Genomic DNA, 18,140 nt, shown 5'->3' with positions numbered 1-18,140 from the left:
TCGGCGGGGTGCGTCGGCCTCAGGCCAGGTCGGTGGTGAACTTCGGTTCGGTCTTCTCACGCACCTCGTCCTCGGTCACGCCGTCGGCGAGCTCGCGCAGGACGAGGCCGTCGTCGGTGACGTCGAAGACGCACAGGTCGGTGATGATCCGCTGCACGACACCGCGGCCGGTGTAGGGCAGGGAGCACTCGTCGACGATCTTGTAGGCGCCGTCCTTGGCGTTGTGCTCCATCAGGACGATGACCCTCTTGGCGCCGTGGACCAGGTCCATCGCCCCGCCCATGCCCTTGACCATCTTGCCGGGGATCATCCAGTTGGCGATGTCGCCCTTGGCCGAGACCTGCATCGCGCCGAGGATGGCCGCGTCGACCTTGCCGCCGCGGATCATGCCGAAGCTGGTGGCCGAGTCGAAGAACGACGCGCCACGGCGCAGCGTCACGGTCTCCTTGCCGGCGTTGATGAGGTCCGCGTCCTCCTCGCCCTCGAACGGGTAGGCGCCGACGCCCAGGATGCCGTTCTCGGACTGCAGGACGATCTCCACGTCGTCGGGGACGTAGTTGGGGACCAGGGTCGGCAGGCCGATGCCCAGGTTGACGTAGGAGCCGTCGGACAGCTCGCGGGCGGCTCGGGCCGCCATCTGCTCACGGGTCAGCGCCATGTCAGGCCTCCTTGGTCTCGGTGCGGGGGCGGGTGGTCCGGCGCTCGATCTTCTTGTCGGCGGCCTGCTCGGCCGTCAGCGCCAGGACGCGGTGGACGTAGATCCCCGGCAGGTGAACCTGGTCGGGCTCGAGCTCGCCGGGCTCGACGAGCTTCTCGACCTCGGCGATGGTCACGCGCCCGGCCATGGCGGCGAGCGGGTTGAAGTTGCGCGAGCTCTTGCGGAACACGAGGTTGCCGTGGCGGTCCCCCTTCCAGGCGCGGACCAGGCCGAAGTCGGCGACGATCGCCCGCTCGAGGATGAACTCCTTGTCCTCGCCGTCGACCTCGAAGATCTTGCTCTCCTTCGGCGGTGAGGCCTTCGCTACGGTGCCGTCGGCGGCATACAGCCAGGGCAGGCCCCCCTCGGCGACCTGGGTGCCGGCACCGGTCACGGTGTAGAACGCGGGGATGCCCGAGCCGCCGGCGCGCAGCCGCTCGGCGAGCGTGCCCTGTGGCGTCAGCTCCACCTCGAGCTCACCGGAGAGGTACTGGCGCGCGAACTCCTTGTTCTCCCCGACATAGGAGGAGACCATGCGACGGATCCGCTTGTCCTTCAACAGGATTCCGAGACCCCACTCGTCCACGCCACAGTTGTTGGAGATGGCCTCGAGGTCGCTCACCCCCGTGTGGTGGATCGCGTCGATGAGCACGCTCGGGACCCCGCAGAGTCCGAAACCACCCACCGACAGGGAGGAGCCGTCGACGATTCCGTCGATGGCCTCGGCTGCGGAGGAGACGACTTTGTCCATGGCGGCGACTCTAGTCGGCGCCCCGCTCACCTCGTGCGTGGTCCCTCCCCACCGTTCCACCCACCCCGCGTGGCCCGCCCACATGCCGACTGATCGTGCCGAGAGCGAAGGCGAGGGCACGACGCGAGGGGGGGACCCCCACGTGCCCCGACCGGACCGGACCACGACCATCCCCGTGCCCCCTCCCTTGGTGGCACTCGTCGGTGGCGCCATCGGCTGGACGGGGGAGGCTGAAGCGAACTCCATGGTTGTAGTTCGACTGAAGCGGTTGAGGCGCCTGTCAACGGGTGGGACAAATGACTCGCCTGGTCCGGGAGTGACTCCCGGCAAGGAGTGTCCTGATCGTCCCGCGCCCCGTGACCCGGGGCCCGTCCCCCTGGAGCGTTGCCCGTGTCGCGTGTTGCCCGTGCCCTCGGAGTGCTGAGCATCCCCGTCCTCACCGTGCCCTTCGTGGGGGCCGGCGCCCAGGCGGCGACCCTTCCGAGGCCCCCGAGCAAGTCGCTTCCGTCGGCTCTCGACCTGGCGTCGCCGTACCAGGCGCAGCGCCTGTGCGACCCGGTCGCCAAGCAGGGTGTGCTGGCGTTCGCGAAGCTGTTCTCGGGCCACTACGGCCTCGGCACGAGCTCCTACGGCATCATCCGCAACTGCAACAGCGGGGTGACCGAGCACTCCGAGGGCCGCGCGTGGGACTGGATGCTCAGCGTCGACAAGCCGAACGAGAAGGCTGTCGCTGACGCGGTGACCGCGTGGTTGTCGGCGCCCGACTCCCTGGGCCGTCCCGGGGCGATGGCTCGGCGCTTCGGGATCATGTACATCATCTGGAACAAGAAGATGTGGCGCGCCTACGACCCCGGCCGCGGGTGGGCGCCCTACACCGGCTCCGCCCCGCACACCGACCACATCCACTTCTCCTTCAGCTGGGACGGGGCCTACGGCCACACCTCGTGGTGGACCGGCAAGGCCATCACGACCATCGACCCGGGTCCGGGTTCGGCCCCCACGCCCACGCCCCCGAGCTCGACGCCCGCGTCCTACCCGGTCCTGGCCGCCGGGTCGACGGGACCGGACGTGGTCCTCGTACAGAAGGTCGTGGGAGCGACGCCCGACGGCCAGTTCGGCCCGAAGACCGAGGCTGCGGTGCGCGCGTGGCAGGGCTCCCACGGGGTCGCGGTGACGGGGGTCGTCGATGCGCCGACGTGGGCGAAGATGGTGTCCCTCAAGCTCGTTCCCGCCAGGGGGTCGGTCCAGCCGCCCGCTCCGGCACCCGCCGCGCCGACCCCGACCCCGGCTCCGACCCCGCCGACCCCGGCTCCGACCTCGCCGGCCCCGGCACCCGCGAGCGACCTCGCGAGGTATGCGGCGACGACGATCGCCAAGGGCGCCACCGGGGCGGCCGTCGTCGCCCTGCAGAAGGCGCTCGCCGTCACGGCAGACGGTCAGTTCGGCCCGAAGACCGAGGCTGCGGTCAGGACCTTCCAGACCCGTCGCAACCTGATCCCCAGCGGGATCGTCGGGCCCCCGACGTGGAAGGCGCTGATGGGTGGCTCCTCGGCCACGGCGACACCCTCGCGCTCCACCGCTGCCCGCACGGCCACGCCATACACGGTGCTCATGTCCACCGTCCTGCACACCGGCTCCCGCAGCGGGGCCGTGAAGACGCTCCAGCGCGCCCTCGGTGGGCTCGCGGTCGACGGTGCGTACGGCGCGCGCACTGCGACCGCGGTGTCGGCTTTCCAGAAGGCCCACCACCTCCCGGCCACCGGTGTCACCGACGCCAAGGTCTGGACCGCGCTGGAACGCCGCGACTACCCGCTGCGCGGCCACTACTCCACGGTCCTGCGGAAGGGGTCGAAGGGCACGGCGGTGGTCGCACTGCAGAAGGCGTTGCACATCGGTGCGGACGGCGAGTTCGGACCGAGTACCGAGTCGGAGGTCAAGGCACTCCAGGGCCGGGTCAGGCTCGCCCGGACCGGAGTGGTCGCGACGGTGACGTGGCAGGCGGTCGAGGCCGAGCTCCGCAAGCGCTGACGCCGCGCCCGGCTCCGTCCCCGGGTCCGTTCCGCTCGGGTCCTAGGCCTGCAGCGTGATGCCCTCGGTGACGAGGCGGTGGGCGCGGGCGTCCTCGGTCAACGGTCCGCGGGTCAGCACCACGGAGCCGTCCACCGACCACGCGGTCAGCACGCCCTTGAGGACGGCAGCGAGGTCGGTGCCGTCGAGGTGGAGGCGCACGCCGGGCTCCCAGCCACAGTCCTGCACGACCCGCGCGTATGCCGTGTCGATGCCTCCCGCGCGCAGCGCCGGCTGGCCGTCCTCGGGTTCGTCCCAGGCGGCGAACTGGTCGCCGTACGTGGAGAGCTCACGTGCCTCGTCCATGGCCGCGCCGGCAGCGGCCGCGTCGGGGGACTGTCGCGCGAGCGCTGCCAGCGTGACGAGCACCGACGGGCACTGGGCCGCGCCGGCGGCGGAGGGGTCGGTCGTGACGAGCAGGTCCGGCTCGACGCCGTCCACCGCCTGCCCCACGAGGACGGTGGCGCCGACAGACCACGTCGCCAGCGCCCAGTAGACCGAGCGCCAATGGGGCGGGAGGTCGAGCCGGACGAGGGAGCCCGGAGCGACGTCGAACTCCTCCTGCAGGGCGTTCGCGGCCTTGTTGACCCAGTTGGCCAGGACCTTGCCGCTGAGCTCGATCCGCTCGCCCTGCGTGGGCCCCGGCGTGTCCTCGTAGAAGGTGATGCGCGGTCGGGCGGGGTCGGATCGGAGCAGCGAGGCGAGGACCGTCGAGGGCGTGGGCATGGATCCACCGTATGGGCGTCCGCGCCGCGGGGACGCGCGGGTCCCCGCTGTCCGGGCGGGGCGTCATCGGCGCCCCGGCCGCTGCCGCTAGCGTGGTGCAGTGTGAGCAGCCGCGAGCACCGCAGCTACCCGTACACCCCTGACACCGGCGACCTCCCGCTGCTGCGCGGTGAGGCGTGGAGCGGCTGGGTCGTCACCCGCACCGTGGTCGGTGCGGCCCTCTGGCTGGTCCTGGGTGCCGTCGCCGCAGCGGTGCTCTCCCTCCTCGGGTGGTGGCAACCATGGGTGGCGGGCCCGGTGCTGCTGGTGCTGCTCGCCTTCTCTTGGCAGCTCGCCGCGCGGGTGCCGGTGCGCCCTCTGCCGGTCTGGTCAGCCGTTGTCCTCGTGCTGCTGGCCGTGGGCTCGACCGTCTGGGCCGGCAGTACCCACTCCGAGCAGGTCCTGCCGCGCCGCGACTCCGGCTCCTACCTCCAGTCCGCGATCGAGCTGGCGTCCGGGCACAGCCGTCCCATCGAGGTTTCGGCTGACTCCGTGGGCGGCCCCGAGGTGCTCCGCATCGACGGCGTCACGCTCGCCAGTCCGGCGTTCTACGCCACCGGTACACCGCAGCAGCCGACCATCCAGCCGCAGTTCCCTCCCGGCACGGCTGCCTGGTACTCCGTGGCCTGGTGGGTGGGCGGTGCGACGGCGACGTTCTGGGCGCCGGCGGTGCTCTGGGGCCTGGCGGTGCTGTCGGTCGGCCTCCTCGGCTCGCTGCTCATCGGGCCGCGCTGGGGCCCGCTGGCCGCGCTGGGCACGGCCCTGATCTTCCCGCTCGTGCACCTCGCCCGCTCCACGTACTCCGAACCTGTGGCGCTGCCGGTCCTCGCCGCAGGCCTCGTCGCCCTGGTGCTGGCGGCTCGTCACGCGACCGCGGAAGAGAAGGCCGGCGCCCGAGCAGCCGCACTCGTCGGGGGACTGCTCCTCGGCGGAGCCATCGTGATCCGCGTGGACGCGTTGCGCGAGGCGATCCTCGTCATCCCCGTGGTCGCCCTGGCCCTCGTCCAGGGACGCGCCCACGCGAAGGTCCTCGGCGTCGCCACCGCCGTCTCGGCCGTTGTCGCGTTCGGGCTGACGTGGCTCACCTCGAGCGAGTACCTCGGCAGCATCGCCGGCTCGCTGCTGCCCCTGGCCGCGCTCGGCGTGGCGGTCCTGCTGGCCTCGGGCGTGGTCGTGGCCGGGGCGCGGCGCGGGTGGTCGCTGGGGACGCTCGCCCAGGCCTGGCTGCCCCGCGTGCTCGCCGGTGCCTTCGTGGCGATCGGGCTGTTCCTGGCCTCACGCCCGCTGTGGCAGGTGGCCCGCCAGTCGGCCACCGACTCGGGGTCCAGGGTCGTCGCCGGCCTGCAGCAGCGCCAGGGCCTGCCGATCGACGGGGGCCGCACCTACGCCGAGCAGTCCCTGGTCTGGATGTCGTGGTGGGTCGGGCCGATCGCCCTCGTACTCGCCCTCGTGGCGGTCGCCGTCCTCGCCCATCGGGCGGCGACCGCGTGGGTCGAGGGCCGCGACCTGCAGTCGTGGGTCGGCCCGGCCGTGGTTGCCGTCGGCTCGACGCTGCTCACGCTCTACCGCCCCGGCATCACCCCCGACCACCCGTGGGCGGACCGGCGCCTGATCATCGCCCTGCCCACCGTGGTCCTTCTCGTGACGGCGTGCGCCGCCGTGGCCTCCCGGTGGTCCACCCGCCGACTCCCGTATGCCGTCAACGTCGCCGTGAGCGTGGGGGTCGCCGCGGCGCTCCTGGTACCCACAGCCTCGGCCACCCGACCGCACCTCGACGAGCGCGTGGAGAAGGGTGAGCTCGCCGCGGTCGACTCCGTGTGCAGCCAGCTGCGCGCCGGGGACGTCGTCCTCATGGCCGACTCGCGCGCGGTCAACGAGTGGCCCCAGGTGGTCCGGGGCTACTGCGGGGTGGCGGCGCTCTCGACGACCACCGCACTGCGCCAGGACCCCCCGCGCTTCAAGAAGGCCGTCGACCAGATCGCGTCCGCCGTCGATTCACGGGGCGGCCGACTGGTGCTGCTGGCCGCTGACTCGACCAAGGCGCTCACCGACCTGGGCCTGGGCGCCGCGGTCGTCGGGTCCGACGTCCGTGTCCACGAGGACGCGCGCCTCCTGGAGCACCGGCCCGATGCGCTCGTCGAGCTGCCGGTGCAGGTCTGGCTGGGTACGCCGAAACCCTAGACGCCACCACGGGTCCGCCATTTCCGTTCCATCGGTCCTACGCGTGCTGTCGGACCGAGTGTGGCTTCAGGAGCGGCGGGCGAAGGCGTCGGGGGCGAGGCGGCGCACCGCGGCATACGTGCCCTTGTCCGCCGCCACGATGATGCCGGGCGTGAGCACCGTTGGTGCGTATGGCGTTCCGTCGGGATGGCCGACGACACCGCCCGCCTCGGTGACCATCAGTGCGCCGGGTGCGTGGTCCCAGGGGCTGTTGCGCGCGTAGAGGATGTAGTCCGCGGCACCCTCCATGAGGCGGGGGTAGTCGACTCCGCAGCAGACCCACGAACCGACCAAGGCAGGCAGCGAACCCAGCGAGTGGCCGCGCAGGGGCCAGATCGAGGTGACGCCACGCGGGGGGACGCCGTCGGCGACGGGCTCGCGCGTCACGCGCTCGCCGTTGCGCCAGGTGCCTGCGCCCTTCTCGGCGACCCAGGCGACCTCGTGCTCGGGCTGCCAGATCCACGCGCGAACCGTCTCGCCGTGGCGGACCTCGCTGACCATGACCGCGTGGTCGGGGGAGCCGTGGACGAAGTTCTTGGTGCCGTCGACCGGGTCGACGGTGAAGGCGTGCTCGGCCTGGACGTAGCGGTCCAGGGTGGTCGGGTCGGTCGAGGTGCGCTCCTCGCCCAGGACGAACGCGCCCGGGAACGCTGCCGTCAGCTCCCGCGTGAGGATGGCCTCGGACTCCTGGTCGGCGATCGTGACGAGGTCGCCCGGGTTCTTCTCCATGACCTCGCCCTCGGCGAGCGACCTGAACCGCGGCGTGATGACCTCCGCGGCGACCGACTTCATGAGGTCCAGCACCTGTCCCGTGTCCACGCCCCCACCGTTCCACACGGGCTCGCCGCCCGGCCACCCGGTGCCGCCACGCCACGTCCCAGCCCGCCCACCTCGGGTCTTTGAGTGATCCGACGTGCCATGACGCGTCGGATCCCTCAAAGACCCGAGCTCGGGAGGGTTCGTCTGTGGACAACCGGCAGAGGGCCGACCCCCGCGGCACGGTCGTCGGGTGGCGATCGACTGGGGGACGTTGCGCAGGCATGCCGAGGCTCAGAGCGACCTGCTCACCCGGCGCCAGTGCCTCGATGCCGGTATGACGCCCCAGGCGCTGCGTTGGCGCGTCACCTCCGGCCGGTGGCTGCGGGTGCACGACGGCGTGTTCCAGACCCGACCGGGACGAACGGGGTGGTCGGAGAACGCCACCGCGGGTCTGCTCTTCGCGCTCTCCGGTGGGAGAGTTGCCGATGCCGCGCTGAGAGGGCCGAGCGCGGCCTATCTCTGGGGGTTGGTGGCGCACGCGCCGCACCGGGTGCACCTCGTGGTGCCGCAGCGTCGCTCGGTGGTGGCGCAGCCGGGGATGCAGGTCCGCCGGTCGATGCGCTGGGACGACCTCGTCGACGACCGGGTCTGGCCGTGGCGGACGACAGTGCGAGCGACGGTGCTCGACATCGCGACGGGTGGCACGGCGCTGGATGCCTTGTCGATCGTGGCCAGAGCGGTGCAGAGGGAACTGGTCACCCCGCGTGAGCTGCTCTCGGAGATCGTCGCGCGAGGGGGGCATCGCCATTCGCGTGTCCTTCGGGAGGGACTTCGTGGCGTCGAGGACGGTGCTGAGAGCGGCGCCGAACTCCTCTATCTCCGCGACGTCGAGCGGGCGCACGGGCTGCCGCGGTCGGTGGGCCAGTCGCCCTCCGACGTGGGGGCCCGCCGTCGGCACGACCACGAGTACACGCCATACCGGCTCATCGTCGAGGTGGACGGGAGGCTGGGTCACGAACAGTGGTCCGACCGAGTCAGGGACGGGCGCCGCGATCGGCAGCTGCTGACCGCGGACAGGCTGACGACCAGGGTCTTCTTCGCCGACGTCGCTCTAGAGCCCTGCCGCACGGCAGCCGAGATCTCTGCGATCCTCGTCGGTCGTGGCTGGCGGGGTCGCCCTCGGGGGTGTCGGAGAGCCGGCTGCCTCCTCCGACACGCGACTCTTTGAGGGATACGGCGTACCAGGAGACTCCGAACCCCTCAAAGACCGCGGCAGCACCTGGGCACGAGGGGTTGGCGCGGGGCTCGGACCGGGGACTCGCGTGCCTGGGGGTGGGGGAGGCGACCGACGGGTAGGCTCGGCGGCGAGATGAGCGAGCACACCAGCACCGGTCCGGCAGTCCCCGCGACGACTCCGGAGACCGAGATGATCCCGACCGCCCAGCCGACCCAGGCCCCGTCGGCGACGCCGACCGAACAGTTCCAGGCGGTGCCGGCGCCGACCGTGCAGGTCCCGGTGGACCCCCAGCCCGTCGTGCACCCGGCGGACGCGGCCTACCTGCCGAGCACCGCGGGCACGCCGCAGTCGGCGCACGACGCCGACAAGCCGTACGTCACGATCGTGCTGCCGTGCTTCAACGAGGCCGCGCACGTCCTGCAGGAGATCGACCGCATCACGGCCGCCATGAACTCCAGCGAGTTCACCTATGAGCTGCTCTGCATCGACGACGCCAGCACCGACAACACGCTCGACGTGCTCAACCAGGCGGCCCGCGACTACGCGAACATCCGGGTGATGCCGTTCCGCCGCAACGGTGGCAGCGGCACGGCCCGGCGGATCGGCACCCAGCAGGCCTACGGCGAGATCGTCGTGTGGACCGACGCCGACATGACCTACGAGAACGAGCGCATCCCCGAGCTGGTCCGCATCCTGCGCGACGACCCGACCTACGACCAGGTCGTCGGCGCCCGCACCACCGAGGAGGGCACCCACAAGTGGGCGCGCGTCCCGGCGAAGTGGCTCATCCGCAAGATCGCGGAGAAGCTCTCCAACCAGACGATCCCGGACCTCAACTCGGGTCTGCGCGCGTTCAGGCGCGAGGTGTCCCTTCCCTACCTGCGCCTGCTGCCCCCCGGCTTCAGCTGCGTCACGACGATCACGCTGGCGTTCCTGAGCAACCAGCACGACATCAAGTACGTCCCGACGAGCTACGCCAAGCGCGCCGGCGTCAGCAAGTTCCACTTCGTGCACGACGCCTACCGCTACATCCTTCAGGTGCTGCGCATGGTCATGTACTTCGACCCGCTCAAGGTCCTCATGCCCCCGGCGCTGTGGCTGGTCGTCATCGGCCTGGTCAAGGGCGTCGTCGACATGGTCCGCCACCCGTTCTACTTCCCGGCCAGCACGGTGCTGCTCATCGTCAGCGGCATCATGATCGGCTCGCTGGCGCTGCTGTCCGACCTCGTCGTGCGCTCGCGCACGGGCGTGTGAGCGCGCTGCGGTATGCCGCGTGGCCGGCTCACCCGAGCCGGCCCCCGGGCGCGGAGGCCCGCCTCCGGTGACCCCGCTCGCAGCACTCAAGATCGCGGTCGTCGGCCCCACCCACCCCTACAAGGGCGGGGTGGCCGCCCACACGACGAGCCTCGCGCACGAGCTCGCCGAGGCCGGCCACGACGTCACGCTGGTGTCGTGGTCGCACCTGTACCCGTCCAAGCTCTACCCCGGTGAGCAGGCCGTCCCCGGTGGCGCCCCCGACGTGGAGCCGTTCCCGCGCACGGTCCGCGCGCTGAGCTGGGCCCGTCCTGACACGTGGGTGCGGACCGGCCGACGGCTGCGGGGGTTCGACGTCGTCGTCGTCGTCCACGTCATCCCCGCGGTCGTCCCGGCCCACCTCACCCTGCTGCGCGCGGCCGGCGCTGGACGTCGCGTCGCGGGCGCCGGGCCTCGCGTCGCGGGCGCCGGGCCTCGCGTCGTCGGCGCGGGACGTCGTGGCCGGGGCGCCCCCGCCGCCACCCACCCGGGCCCGCGCACGATCGTCATCGCCCACAACGTGCTGCCCCACGAGACGCACGTCGGCGACCGTGAGCTGATGCAGCAGCTGTTCGAGCGCGTCGACGCCGTCCTCGTGCACAGCGACGAGCAGGCCCGCCTGGCCTACGAGCTGCACGCCCCGCGGGTCTCGGTCACGGACCTGCCGCCGCACCTGCCCGGGGGAGCCCCCGTCGACCGCCCCGCCCACGACGGCCCGCCGCGGCTGCTCGCACTCGGGATGGTCCGCGACTACAAGGGGGTCGACCTGCTCATGGAGGCCCTGGCCAAGGTGCCCGGCCCCACCCTCACGGTCGCCGGCGAGATGTGGGGCAGCAGCGGCGAACGCGTCAAGGAGCTCGCCCGCGACCCGCGGCTGCGTGAGCGCGTCGAGGTGCACGGCGGCTACGTCCCCGCCGACCGGCTCGCCTCGTTGCTCGCCTCGCACGACGTCCTCGCGCTCACCTACCGCAGCGCCACCGCCTCGCAGAACGCCCTGCTCGGCCGTCAGCACGGCCTTGCCGTCCTCGCGTCCGACGTCGGCACGTTCGGGTCGCAGGTCCGCGACGGCGTCGACGGGCTGGTGGTGCCGGCCGGTGACGAGGGCGCCCTCGTCAAGGCCCTCGAGCGGCTGGCCGAGCCCGGCTACGCCGACGAGCTCCGCTCACGGGTCCGTCCGCCGGACCTGTCCGGGCCTTGGGCCAACTACCTCGGCACCCTCGAGGCCCTCGCCGCGGTCGAGCCGGCGGTCGAGCCCGACGACGACATCGAGCCGGTGGTCCCCGACGTGGGCACGGCCCCGACCCCACCGGTCGGCAGCGGACCGGCTGCCGTGGTCGGCCACCTGCGCCACCGCATCAGTTCGTCCGTCCGTGGCCTGGTCGCCGCCTCGCGACCCGAGGTGGAGCTGAGCCGGGCCGACCTGCCCGAGTGGATCAGGGCGTCCGACATCCTCGCCGACGGCCACGACGCCGACGACGTCAAGGCGTTCGCCAAGGGCTTGGGGCTCCCGCGCTGCGGTGACGGCATCGCCGCCTGGGCGGCCCTCGGTGCCCTGGCTGCCATCGTCCGGGTCAGGGACGACGGCCGCCGCAGTGCGGTCATCGTCGACGAGTCCGGCACCCGGTCACCACTGTCGCGGTGGGCGCGCGCCATCGGGTTCGCACCGGTCGAGCTGGAGCTCACCGGGCACCGTTCGAGCGTCGAGGTGCTCGACGTCGACACGGCCTCGCTCGACGTCATCGCCCGCCTGCACCCCGGCGGCTGCGACGCTGACGACATCGACGAGGCGATGAGCCAGGCCAGCTGGGCGTTGAAGTCCGGTGGGCTGCTCTGCGTCACGTTGCCCATCGGACCGTCCAGTGCCGAGGGTGCGCTCGGTCCTGGTGACGTGCGCGGCGTCCTCGCCCGGTCGCACGACCTCGGCTTCGTCCTCGTGGGAGACCTCGACGGCGACATCACCGGACGCATGCGCGAGGCGTCCGGCACCTCCACCCGCAGCGACACGGCATACGGGCTCCTTCGACTCACCCTGAGGAGACGCTGATGACCCGCGCCCGGCTCTTCACCGCGATGCGCATCGTGCTGGCCCTGCTCGTGGTCACCGCGGTGTCGGTCGCGGTCGCCCGCAACTGGGCCGAGGTGTCCAAGGACATCGACAAGATCGACGGCCGCACCTTCGCGCTCGCGGCCGTGCTCGTCTGCCTGCCACCCATCTTCACGATGCTCGGGTGGCGGGTGCTGCTCGCCGACCTCGGCACGCCGCTGCACGTCGCCCCCGCGGGCGGGGTGTTCTTCGTGGGCCAGCTCGGCAAGTACCTGCCCGGTGCCGTCTGGAGCATCGTCGCCCAGGCCGAGATGGGGGCGCGGCTGCAGATCCCGCGCCGTCGCTCGGCGGTCGTGGCGTTCACGACGGTGGCGGTCGCCGCCATCTGCGGCCTCATCGTCGGCATGCCCGCGGTGCCGTTGCTCATCACCGGTGGCAACGCGTCGACCACCGGCTGGGTCGCGCTGTTCATGGTGCCGCTGCTGTGCCTGGTGCTCTGGCCGCGCCTGCTCAACTGGCTCATCGCCACCGTCCTGCGGGTCCTGCGCCGCGAGCCGCTCGAGCGCCAGCTGTCGGGTCGGGCCGTGCTCGGCGCCAGCACGCTGTTCATCGCGGCGTGGATCTGCTCCGGTCTGCACGCGTGGGTGCTCGCCCGGGCCACCGCGACCGGCACCGCCTACGACGGGTCGACCTTGGCCCTGGCCACCATCGCGGGGTTCGCCCTGGCGTCGTCGTTGGCGATGTTCAGCGTGGTCCTGCCCGCCGGTGTCGGCGTGCGTGAGGGACTCCTCGTGCTCATGCTCGCACCGGTCACCTCGACCTCCGCGGCCACGGCCGTCGTCGTGCTGTCGCGCTTCCTCACCGTCATGAGCGACGTGCTCTTCGCCCTCGGCGGATGGCTCTACGCCCGCTCCCACCACCTGCTCACCTCCCACGACGAACGTGACCAGGACCAGGTCGTGGTCGACCGTCCGACCGGGCGATAGATTGCCGCAATGACCACTCCAGACGAGGCCACGACACCAGGGACCTCGGGCCAGGTGGCCGCACCACCCGGGGGACTCCTGCTCGCCGTCGCCAAGCGTGGGGCCGAGCGTGTGCTGTGGGCGCGCGTGGCCCTCCAGCGCCGCGCCGAGACCCGCCGGGGGTATGCCGCCAACCGTCCCGTCCCGAGGACGGTCGAGCCCACGGCCATCCTGCGCACCCGCGCCGACTGGGAACGCGCCGTGGCGGAGGGCCACCGCCTGCGCCTGCCGCTGCACCGCGACCAGCCGAAGAACTGGGACGCCCTCGGGGCTGTCGGTGCGGTCCTGACCCTGGCCGACGACGGCACCCGGTCGGCCCGGGTGATGGACGCCGGCAGCGCCCGCTACTCGCCCGTCCTGCCCTGGCTGCGGCTCTACGGCCTCGGCGACCAGCCGGGCTCCCTGCTGGGTATCAACCTCGAGTTCGGTGACGAGGTCCGGCGCGACGGTGTCGTCTTCCGGCACGGCGACGTCACCGCCACCGGCCTGCCGGACGGTTCCCTCGACGCGATCACCTGCATGTCGGTCATCGAGCACGGGGTGCCGATCGAGGGGTTCCTGAGCGAGAGCGCCCGCGTCCTGCGCCCGGGTGGCGTGCTCTGCGTCTCGACCGACTACGACCAGGAGCCCCCGGACACCACCGGTCGGACCGCCTACGGCAGCGAGGTGAAGATCTTCGCGCCCGAGGACATCCGCCAGCTCGTCGCCACCGCCGAGCGGGTGGGCCTGGAGCTGGTCGGCGACCTGTCGACGTCCGATGCCCTGTCCCACGAGGAGCGCCCGGTCCACTGGGACCGCGTCGGCCTCGACTACACCTTCATCCTGCTGACCTTCCGCCGCCGCTGAGCGGCCGGACCCAGAACGACACACAGGTATGCCGCCCGCGGTGGGCGGGCGGCATACCTGTCGTTGCGTCGGTGCGTGGGAGGGAGCCTCAGGCGGCGCCGGGCTCCTGGGTGTCGCTCTCGGGGTACTTCTTGACGAAGTCGACCACGGCCTGCCCTGAGAGGTTGCCGCACATCTGGCGGTGACCGGCGTCCTTAGCCCAGTGGACCAGCGCATAGGGCTTGCCGGCGGGGAACGCGCCCCGGCTCGCGTCCCACTCGACGACCTTGAACTTGCCGGAGGACTGCGGGAGCTTGTTGCCCTGATCGGCGACGTCCTTGAGCAGCGCCGTGTCCTTCACCTTGCTGCCGTCGTACCAGAGGATCGTGTAGCCGTGCTCGAGGTTGTGCACGAGGGTCTCGAGCACCGGGCGGTCCGCAGCGGTGTAGAAGTCGCGACCGCTGACGTCCGGCACGGCGAAGTGCGGGCCGTGGCTCGGGGGGACCGTCGTGTACTTGACCGTGGTCTCGTTCGGCTTGTTGGTGCCCGGACCGACGTGCTCGCCCGTGCCGCCGCCGGCGTCGGTCGTGGGGGCGTCACAGCTCGCGGCGGCGACGGTCACCCCGAGGTTGGGGAGCTGCTTGCCCTTCGCGTCGTTGACGGCGTAGAGGACGACCGCGCCCAGTCCCACCAGGAGCACAGCACAGCCGGCGGCGATGCCTGCCTTGACCTTGCGCTCCTTGGCCTTCTGCTGGTTCTGGATCTCGGCCAGTCGGGCCTTGCGGTCCTGGCTCGCACGCTTGTTGCTCACGGGTTCCTCGGTGGCTCGGGGGCGGGTCGCGCAGAGTCTACGTGGACCGCCTGCGGTCGTTGTCACCCCAACGCGCGACACTTGCCCCATGTCCCCGACGGTCGAGCAGACGCGCGTGTGGCGTCCCGGCCGACCGGTCTCGGTGGGGCTCGTCATCTCGATCCTGCGCCGCGGTGGGGGCGACCCGACGTTCCAGCCCGATCGCGGGCAGGGTTGGTGGCTGGGCCTGCCCACGCCCCAGGGTCCGGTGACGCTGCGGCTCGTGCAGCGTTCCGACGACGGTGAGGTGGCCGCCTCCGCCTGGGGTCCGGGGGCCGAGTGGGCGCTCGCGCAGGTGCCCTCGCTGCTCGGCGAGGGCGACGACGAGAGCGGGTTCGTGGCCCACCACCCGCAGGTGGCCAGGGCCCACCGCCGGTATGCCGCGTGGCACGTCCCGCGGTCCGGCCTGGTCCTGCACGCGCTCGTCCCGGCCGTGATCGAGCAGAAGGTCACCGGCCAGGAGGCGTTCGGTGGGTACCGCGTGCTGGTGCACCGGTTCGGGTCGCGTGCCCCGGGGCCGGGGGAGGCCCGCAGGCTGTGGGTGGCTCCCGACGCCGCGACCTGGGCCGCGGTGCCGTCGTGGGAGTGGCTGAGGGCCTCGGTCGACGGCGCCCGCTCGGCCACGGCCGTCCGTGCCGCGAAGTCGGCCGGGCGGCTGGAGGAGTGCGCCGCCATGTCGACCACGGACGCGCGGGCCCGGCTGCGCGCCATACCGGGGATCGGGGTGTGGACCTCCTCGGAGGTGGCCCAGCGCGCGCTGGGTGACGCCGACGCGGTGAGCTTCGGCGACTACCACGTGGCCAAGAACATCACCTGGGCCCTGCTCGGTGAGGCCAAGGACGACGACGTGCTGGCCGAGCTGCTGGAGCCCTACCGCGGCCACCGCTACCGCGTGCAGCGCCTGCTCGAGCTCGACGGACACTTCCGGCCGCGGCGCGGGCCGCGGATGTCGCCCCGCACCCACCTGCCGACCGGGCGCCGCTGACGCGAGCGGCGCTCGGTGCTCGGTGGCGCTCAGCGCTCGGTGACGGTCAGGGAGACGGCGTCGGCTGGAGCCTCGGGCGGGACGTCGACGTCCAGGCCCTCGCCCCACAGGGCGACCTGCAAGCGGGACACCACGACTCCGAGCTCGTACGGGGTGGCGGCGGTGACGCGCAGCTCCGGGTCACCCTTTGGCGATGTGCCCACGTCGACGCCTGCGGTCTCGCACTCGCGGAGCGCGACCGCCACAGCGCGCGCGACCCGGTCCTCGACGGGTTCCGTTGCGACAGAGGCGATCCCGACGTCGCGCGCGGCACCGGTGCCTGGTGGCACGCCCAGCGCCGACCGGACCGCCTCGGCCTGGCCGAGGCCGAACCAGTCACCCGGGCCGGTCCGCACGAGGCTGCGGGCGCCGGCCCCTGCCTCCGCGATGGCCCAGGGGGTGCCGCGCACGACCGCCGCCGGGATGGCGTCGGCCTTGCCCTTGACCAGGTCGGCGGCAGCCGCGAGCTCGTCGGCGACCGCCCGGGCCGTCACGGCCAGCGGGCGCCCGTCGGCGTCGACCCCGCCGCGCAGGTCGTCGAGGACAGCGACGCCGCTCGCGCCGAGGGCGAAGTCGGTCTGGCCGCTGCGCCAGGGCCTGCCGGCCGTGTCGCTGAGGACCACGCCGAGCCGGGTCATCCCCGTCGTCGCAAGCAGCGTCTCCCGGAGCCGGGTCGCCTCCGCGTCGGGGTCGGTCGGCAGCAGGAGGACGTCGTCCCGGTCGCCGGTGTTGGACGCGTCGACCCCCGCGGCGGCCATGACCGGTCCGGCCACCGCCTCGACCACGGAGGTGAGGCGGTCACCCGAGCGTCGTTCGGCGACGGTGCGCACCGTCTGGGCGGCGACGGCCAGCGAGCGGTCGCGCCCGTCCGCCCACAGGCCGAGAGCCTTGGAGACGACCTTGCTCGACACCACCAGCACGTCGCCGTCCACGAGGTCGGCGTCGTTGGCGCGGGCAGCAGCCAGCAGCAGCGCGGGCAGGTCGTCGTCGACCGTGATCTCGGGGATCCCGGTCAGCGGGAGCACGACCAGGCCCGGCACCGTCACGCCTCCTTGAGCTCGAGGGCCAGGTCGAGGGCGGCGCCGGCGATGTCGGCAGCCGCGTCCCGGTCGGTCATGAGCAGGGGCCGGCCGCGGACGGCGGCGCGCCGCAGGCGCACCTGCGACTCGTCCTCGCTCGCGACGAGCCACCCGTCGAGGAAGTCATCGTAGAGACCGGCGACGGCCGACGGCGTGCACTCCACCCCGATGGTGGCGAGGCAGGCGTCGGCGTGGCCGCGCACCGGCATACCGCCGATCAGCGGTGAGACCCCGACCACGGGAGCGGCGCTGCCGCGCAACGCATCTCGCACCCCGGGCACCCCGAGGATGATGCCGATCGAGACGACCGGGTTGCTCGGCGGGAGCAGCACGACGTCGGCCTGGCGGATCGCGTCGAGGACGCCCGGGGCGGCGGTCGCCCGGTCCATGCCGACGGCGACGAACCGCTGCGCAGGGAGGGACGCCTGGTGACGCACCCACCACTCCTGGAAGTGGATCGCGCGCTGGCCCTCCTCGTCCTCGATGACGACATGGGTCTCGACGGGGGAGTCGGTCATCGGCAGCAGCCGGATCCGCTGGTCGGGCAGTCCCCACCGGTGTGCGAGCCGGGCGGTGACCTCGGTCAGGGACAGTCCCTGGCCCAACCACTGCGAACGCACCACGTGCGTGCCGAGGTCGAGGTCGCCGAGGGCGAACCACTGCGGCACCGCGCCGTATGCCGCCAGCTCACCCTGGACCCGGTGGCTCTCGTCCGCGCGTCCCCACCCCTGACCCTCGTGGATCCCCCCACCGAGGGTGTAGAGCAGCGTGTCGAGGTCGGGGCAGACCCGCAGCCCGAACAGGCTGATGTCGTCACCGGTGTTGCCGATGATGGTCAGCTCGCTGTCCGCGAGCTCGGGGGTCCGGTCCAGGTGGGTGCGGAGGCCGCGGAGGAAGCGGGCCCCTCCGACGCCACCGGCGAGTGCCGTGATGCGCATGGTCGGCAGTCTTCCAGTCGTGGGTGGAGCAGACTGCGGCAGCCCGGCCGGGGTGGCCTCACGGGTGGCTCGACGGCTTTCCAAGGGTGGTCACAGGATCCGGACAGGAACCTCCTCCACCGTCTCCGGATGACCTCACGAGACCCGAACCGCCTCCTGCGCACGATCCGCCGCACGACCGCTGGGTCCCTCGTGGCCGCAGCGCTCGGGTCGGGCGTCGTGGCCGTGCACCTCGCCTCCGACCAGGCCAGCGCCGCTGCCGCATCCCGCGCCGATGGAGCCCGGGCGGTCGGGCAGCAGGCGGCCACGCCGCGCCCTGCGGCCGTCCCGACGCCCGAGGCGAAGCGGACGACGCCGGCCCCGACCAAGCGCAAGCGGCACCACACCGCCTCCCGGAGCACCGCGCGGAGCACCTCGACGCCGACCCGGACCAGGTCGTTCGCGCCGGTGGCGCCCGTCCAGCCGAGCAAGGCACCACCCCAGTCGAGCAGCGGCGGGTCGTGACTCTTGAGCCCGGGCACACCGCTCTCACAGGAAGCCCACATCGACCCCGGACCGGTCCCGTA

Annotated in this window: 16 protein-coding genes; 9 read left to right on the top strand and 7 right to left on the bottom strand. The window is 72.6% G+C overall.

Annotated elements, in window-relative coordinates:
* Positions 1 to 19: 19 nt before the first annotated feature.
* Positions 20 to 658 carry a CoA transferase subunit B gene (locus ABEG17_RS03270; RefSeq protein ID WP_406831851.1) on the bottom strand — a complete coding sequence of 213 codons (639 nt, stop codon included), beginning with the start codon at positions 656 to 658 and terminating at the stop codon, positions 20 to 22.
* A 1-nt stretch (position 659) separates the two neighbouring features.
* Positions 660 to 1,448, bottom strand: coding sequence for a CoA transferase subunit A (locus tag ABEG17_RS03265; RefSeq protein ID WP_406831850.1), 789 nt, complete (start codon positions 1,446 to 1,448; stop codon positions 660 to 662).
* A gap of 390 nt (positions 1,449 to 1,838) precedes the next feature.
* Here ABEG17_RS03265 and ABEG17_RS03260 point away from each other — a divergent pair, with 390 nt between their 5' ends.
* Positions 1,839 to 3,476 (top strand): peptidoglycan-binding protein, encoded by a 1,638-nt coding sequence (locus ABEG17_RS03260; RefSeq protein ID WP_406831849.1) that lies wholly within the window; start codon positions 1,839 to 1,841, stop codon positions 3,474 to 3,476.
* 42 nt (positions 3,477 to 3,518) lie between these two features.
* On the opposite strand, the gene ABEG17_RS03255 is transcribed toward ABEG17_RS03260, so the two are convergent.
* Positions 3,519 to 4,241, bottom strand: coding sequence for a TIGR03089 family protein (locus tag ABEG17_RS03255; RefSeq protein ID WP_406831848.1), 723 nt, complete (start codon positions 4,239 to 4,241; stop codon positions 3,519 to 3,521).
* A gap of 102 nt (positions 4,242 to 4,343) precedes the next feature.
* Between ABEG17_RS03255 and ABEG17_RS03250 the strand changes: the two genes are divergently transcribed.
* Positions 4,344 to 6,461 carry a hypothetical protein gene (locus ABEG17_RS03250; protein WP_406831847.1) on the top strand — a complete coding sequence of 706 codons (2,118 nt, stop codon included), beginning with the start codon at positions 4,344 to 4,346 and terminating at the stop codon, positions 6,459 to 6,461.
* A gap of 66 nt (positions 6,462 to 6,527) precedes the next feature.
* Here ABEG17_RS03250 and ABEG17_RS03245 read toward each other — a convergent pair whose 3' ends face one another.
* On the bottom strand, positions 6,528 to 7,319 hold the full coding sequence (locus ABEG17_RS03245) for an inositol monophosphatase family protein (RefSeq protein WP_406831846.1): 792 nt from the start codon (positions 7,317 to 7,319) through the stop codon (positions 6,528 to 6,530).
* A gap of 190 nt (positions 7,320 to 7,509) precedes the next feature.
* On the opposite strand from ABEG17_RS03245, the gene ABEG17_RS03240 reads away from it, so the two are divergent.
* The 5 genes from ABEG17_RS03240 (at position 7,510) to ABEG17_RS03220 (ending at position 13,704) form a co-directional block, all read left to right on the top strand.
* Complete coding sequence (locus ABEG17_RS03240; RefSeq protein ID WP_406831845.1) at positions 7,510 to 8,487, top strand: type IV toxin-antitoxin system AbiEi family antitoxin domain-containing protein; 978 nt, start codon at positions 7,510 to 7,512, stop codon at positions 8,485 to 8,487.
* A gap of 141 nt (positions 8,488 to 8,628) precedes the next feature.
* Positions 8,629 to 9,750: a glycosyltransferase gene (locus ABEG17_RS03235; RefSeq protein ID WP_406831844.1), complete on the top strand. Its 1,122-nt coding sequence runs from the start codon at positions 8,629 to 8,631 to the stop codon at positions 9,748 to 9,750.
* A 67-nt stretch (positions 9,751 to 9,817) separates the two neighbouring features.
* Entirely contained in the window at positions 9,818 to 11,833 is a 2,016-nt protein-coding gene (locus ABEG17_RS03230; RefSeq protein WP_406831843.1) for a glycosyltransferase family 4 protein, read from the top strand.
* Positions 11,833 to 12,819 carry a YbhN family protein gene (locus ABEG17_RS03225; RefSeq protein WP_406831842.1) on the top strand — a complete coding sequence of 329 codons (987 nt, stop codon included), beginning with the start codon at positions 11,833 to 11,835 and terminating at the stop codon, positions 12,817 to 12,819. Before ABEG17_RS03230 ends, ABEG17_RS03225 begins: the two co-directional genes overlap by 1 nt.
* Before the next feature lie 9 nt (positions 12,820 to 12,828).
* Positions 12,829 to 13,704 carry a class I SAM-dependent methyltransferase gene (locus ABEG17_RS03220; protein ID WP_406831841.1) on the top strand — a complete coding sequence of 292 codons (876 nt, stop codon included), beginning with the start codon at positions 12,829 to 12,831 and terminating at the stop codon, positions 13,702 to 13,704.
* Positions 13,705 to 13,792: 88 nt separating this feature from the next.
* On the opposite strand, the gene ABEG17_RS03215 is transcribed toward ABEG17_RS03220, so the two are convergent.
* Positions 13,793 to 14,494 carry a DUF3105 domain-containing protein gene (locus ABEG17_RS03215; RefSeq protein ID WP_406831840.1) on the bottom strand — a complete coding sequence of 234 codons (702 nt, stop codon included), beginning with the start codon at positions 14,492 to 14,494 and terminating at the stop codon, positions 13,793 to 13,795.
* Between the two features lie 88 nt (positions 14,495 to 14,582).
* Here ABEG17_RS03215 and ABEG17_RS03210 point away from each other — a divergent pair, with 88 nt between their 5' ends.
* On the top strand, positions 14,583 to 15,518 hold the full coding sequence (locus ABEG17_RS03210; RefSeq protein ID WP_406831839.1) for a DNA-3-methyladenine glycosylase family protein: 936 nt from the start codon (positions 14,583 to 14,585) through the stop codon (positions 15,516 to 15,518).
* Positions 15,519 to 15,547: 29 nt separating this feature from the next.
* On the opposite strand, the gene cofE is transcribed toward ABEG17_RS03210, so the two are convergent.
* Together cofE and cofD are read right to left on the bottom strand one after the other, a co-directional pair.
* Positions 15,548 to 16,603 carry a coenzyme F420-0:L-glutamate ligase gene (gene cofE / locus ABEG17_RS03205; protein WP_406831838.1) on the bottom strand — a complete coding sequence of 352 codons (1,056 nt, stop codon included), beginning with the start codon at positions 16,601 to 16,603 and terminating at the stop codon, positions 15,548 to 15,550.
* Positions 16,600 to 17,574 (bottom strand): 2-phospho-L-lactate transferase, encoded by a 975-nt coding sequence (gene cofD / locus ABEG17_RS03200; RefSeq protein ID WP_406831837.1) that lies wholly within the window; start codon positions 17,572 to 17,574, stop codon positions 16,600 to 16,602. Before cofD ends, cofE begins: the two co-directional genes overlap by 4 nt.
* Positions 17,575 to 17,703: 129 nt before the next feature.
* Between cofD and ABEG17_RS03195 the strand changes: the two genes are divergently transcribed.
* The gene (locus tag ABEG17_RS03195; protein ID WP_406831836.1) at positions 17,704 to 18,078 is read left to right on the top strand and encodes a hypothetical protein; all 375 of its coding nucleotides are present in this window, start codon (positions 17,704 to 17,706) and stop codon (positions 18,076 to 18,078) included.
* Positions 18,079 to 18,140 lie beyond the last annotated feature (62 nt).

The organism is Pedococcus sp. KACC 23699, assembly GCF_045348425.1.
GTDB lineage: Bacteria > Actinomycetota > Actinomycetes > Actinomycetales > Dermatophilaceae > Pedococcus.
Note: the sequence above shows the minus strand (reverse complement) of the source record. Positions and strands in the feature narration are given on the sequence as shown.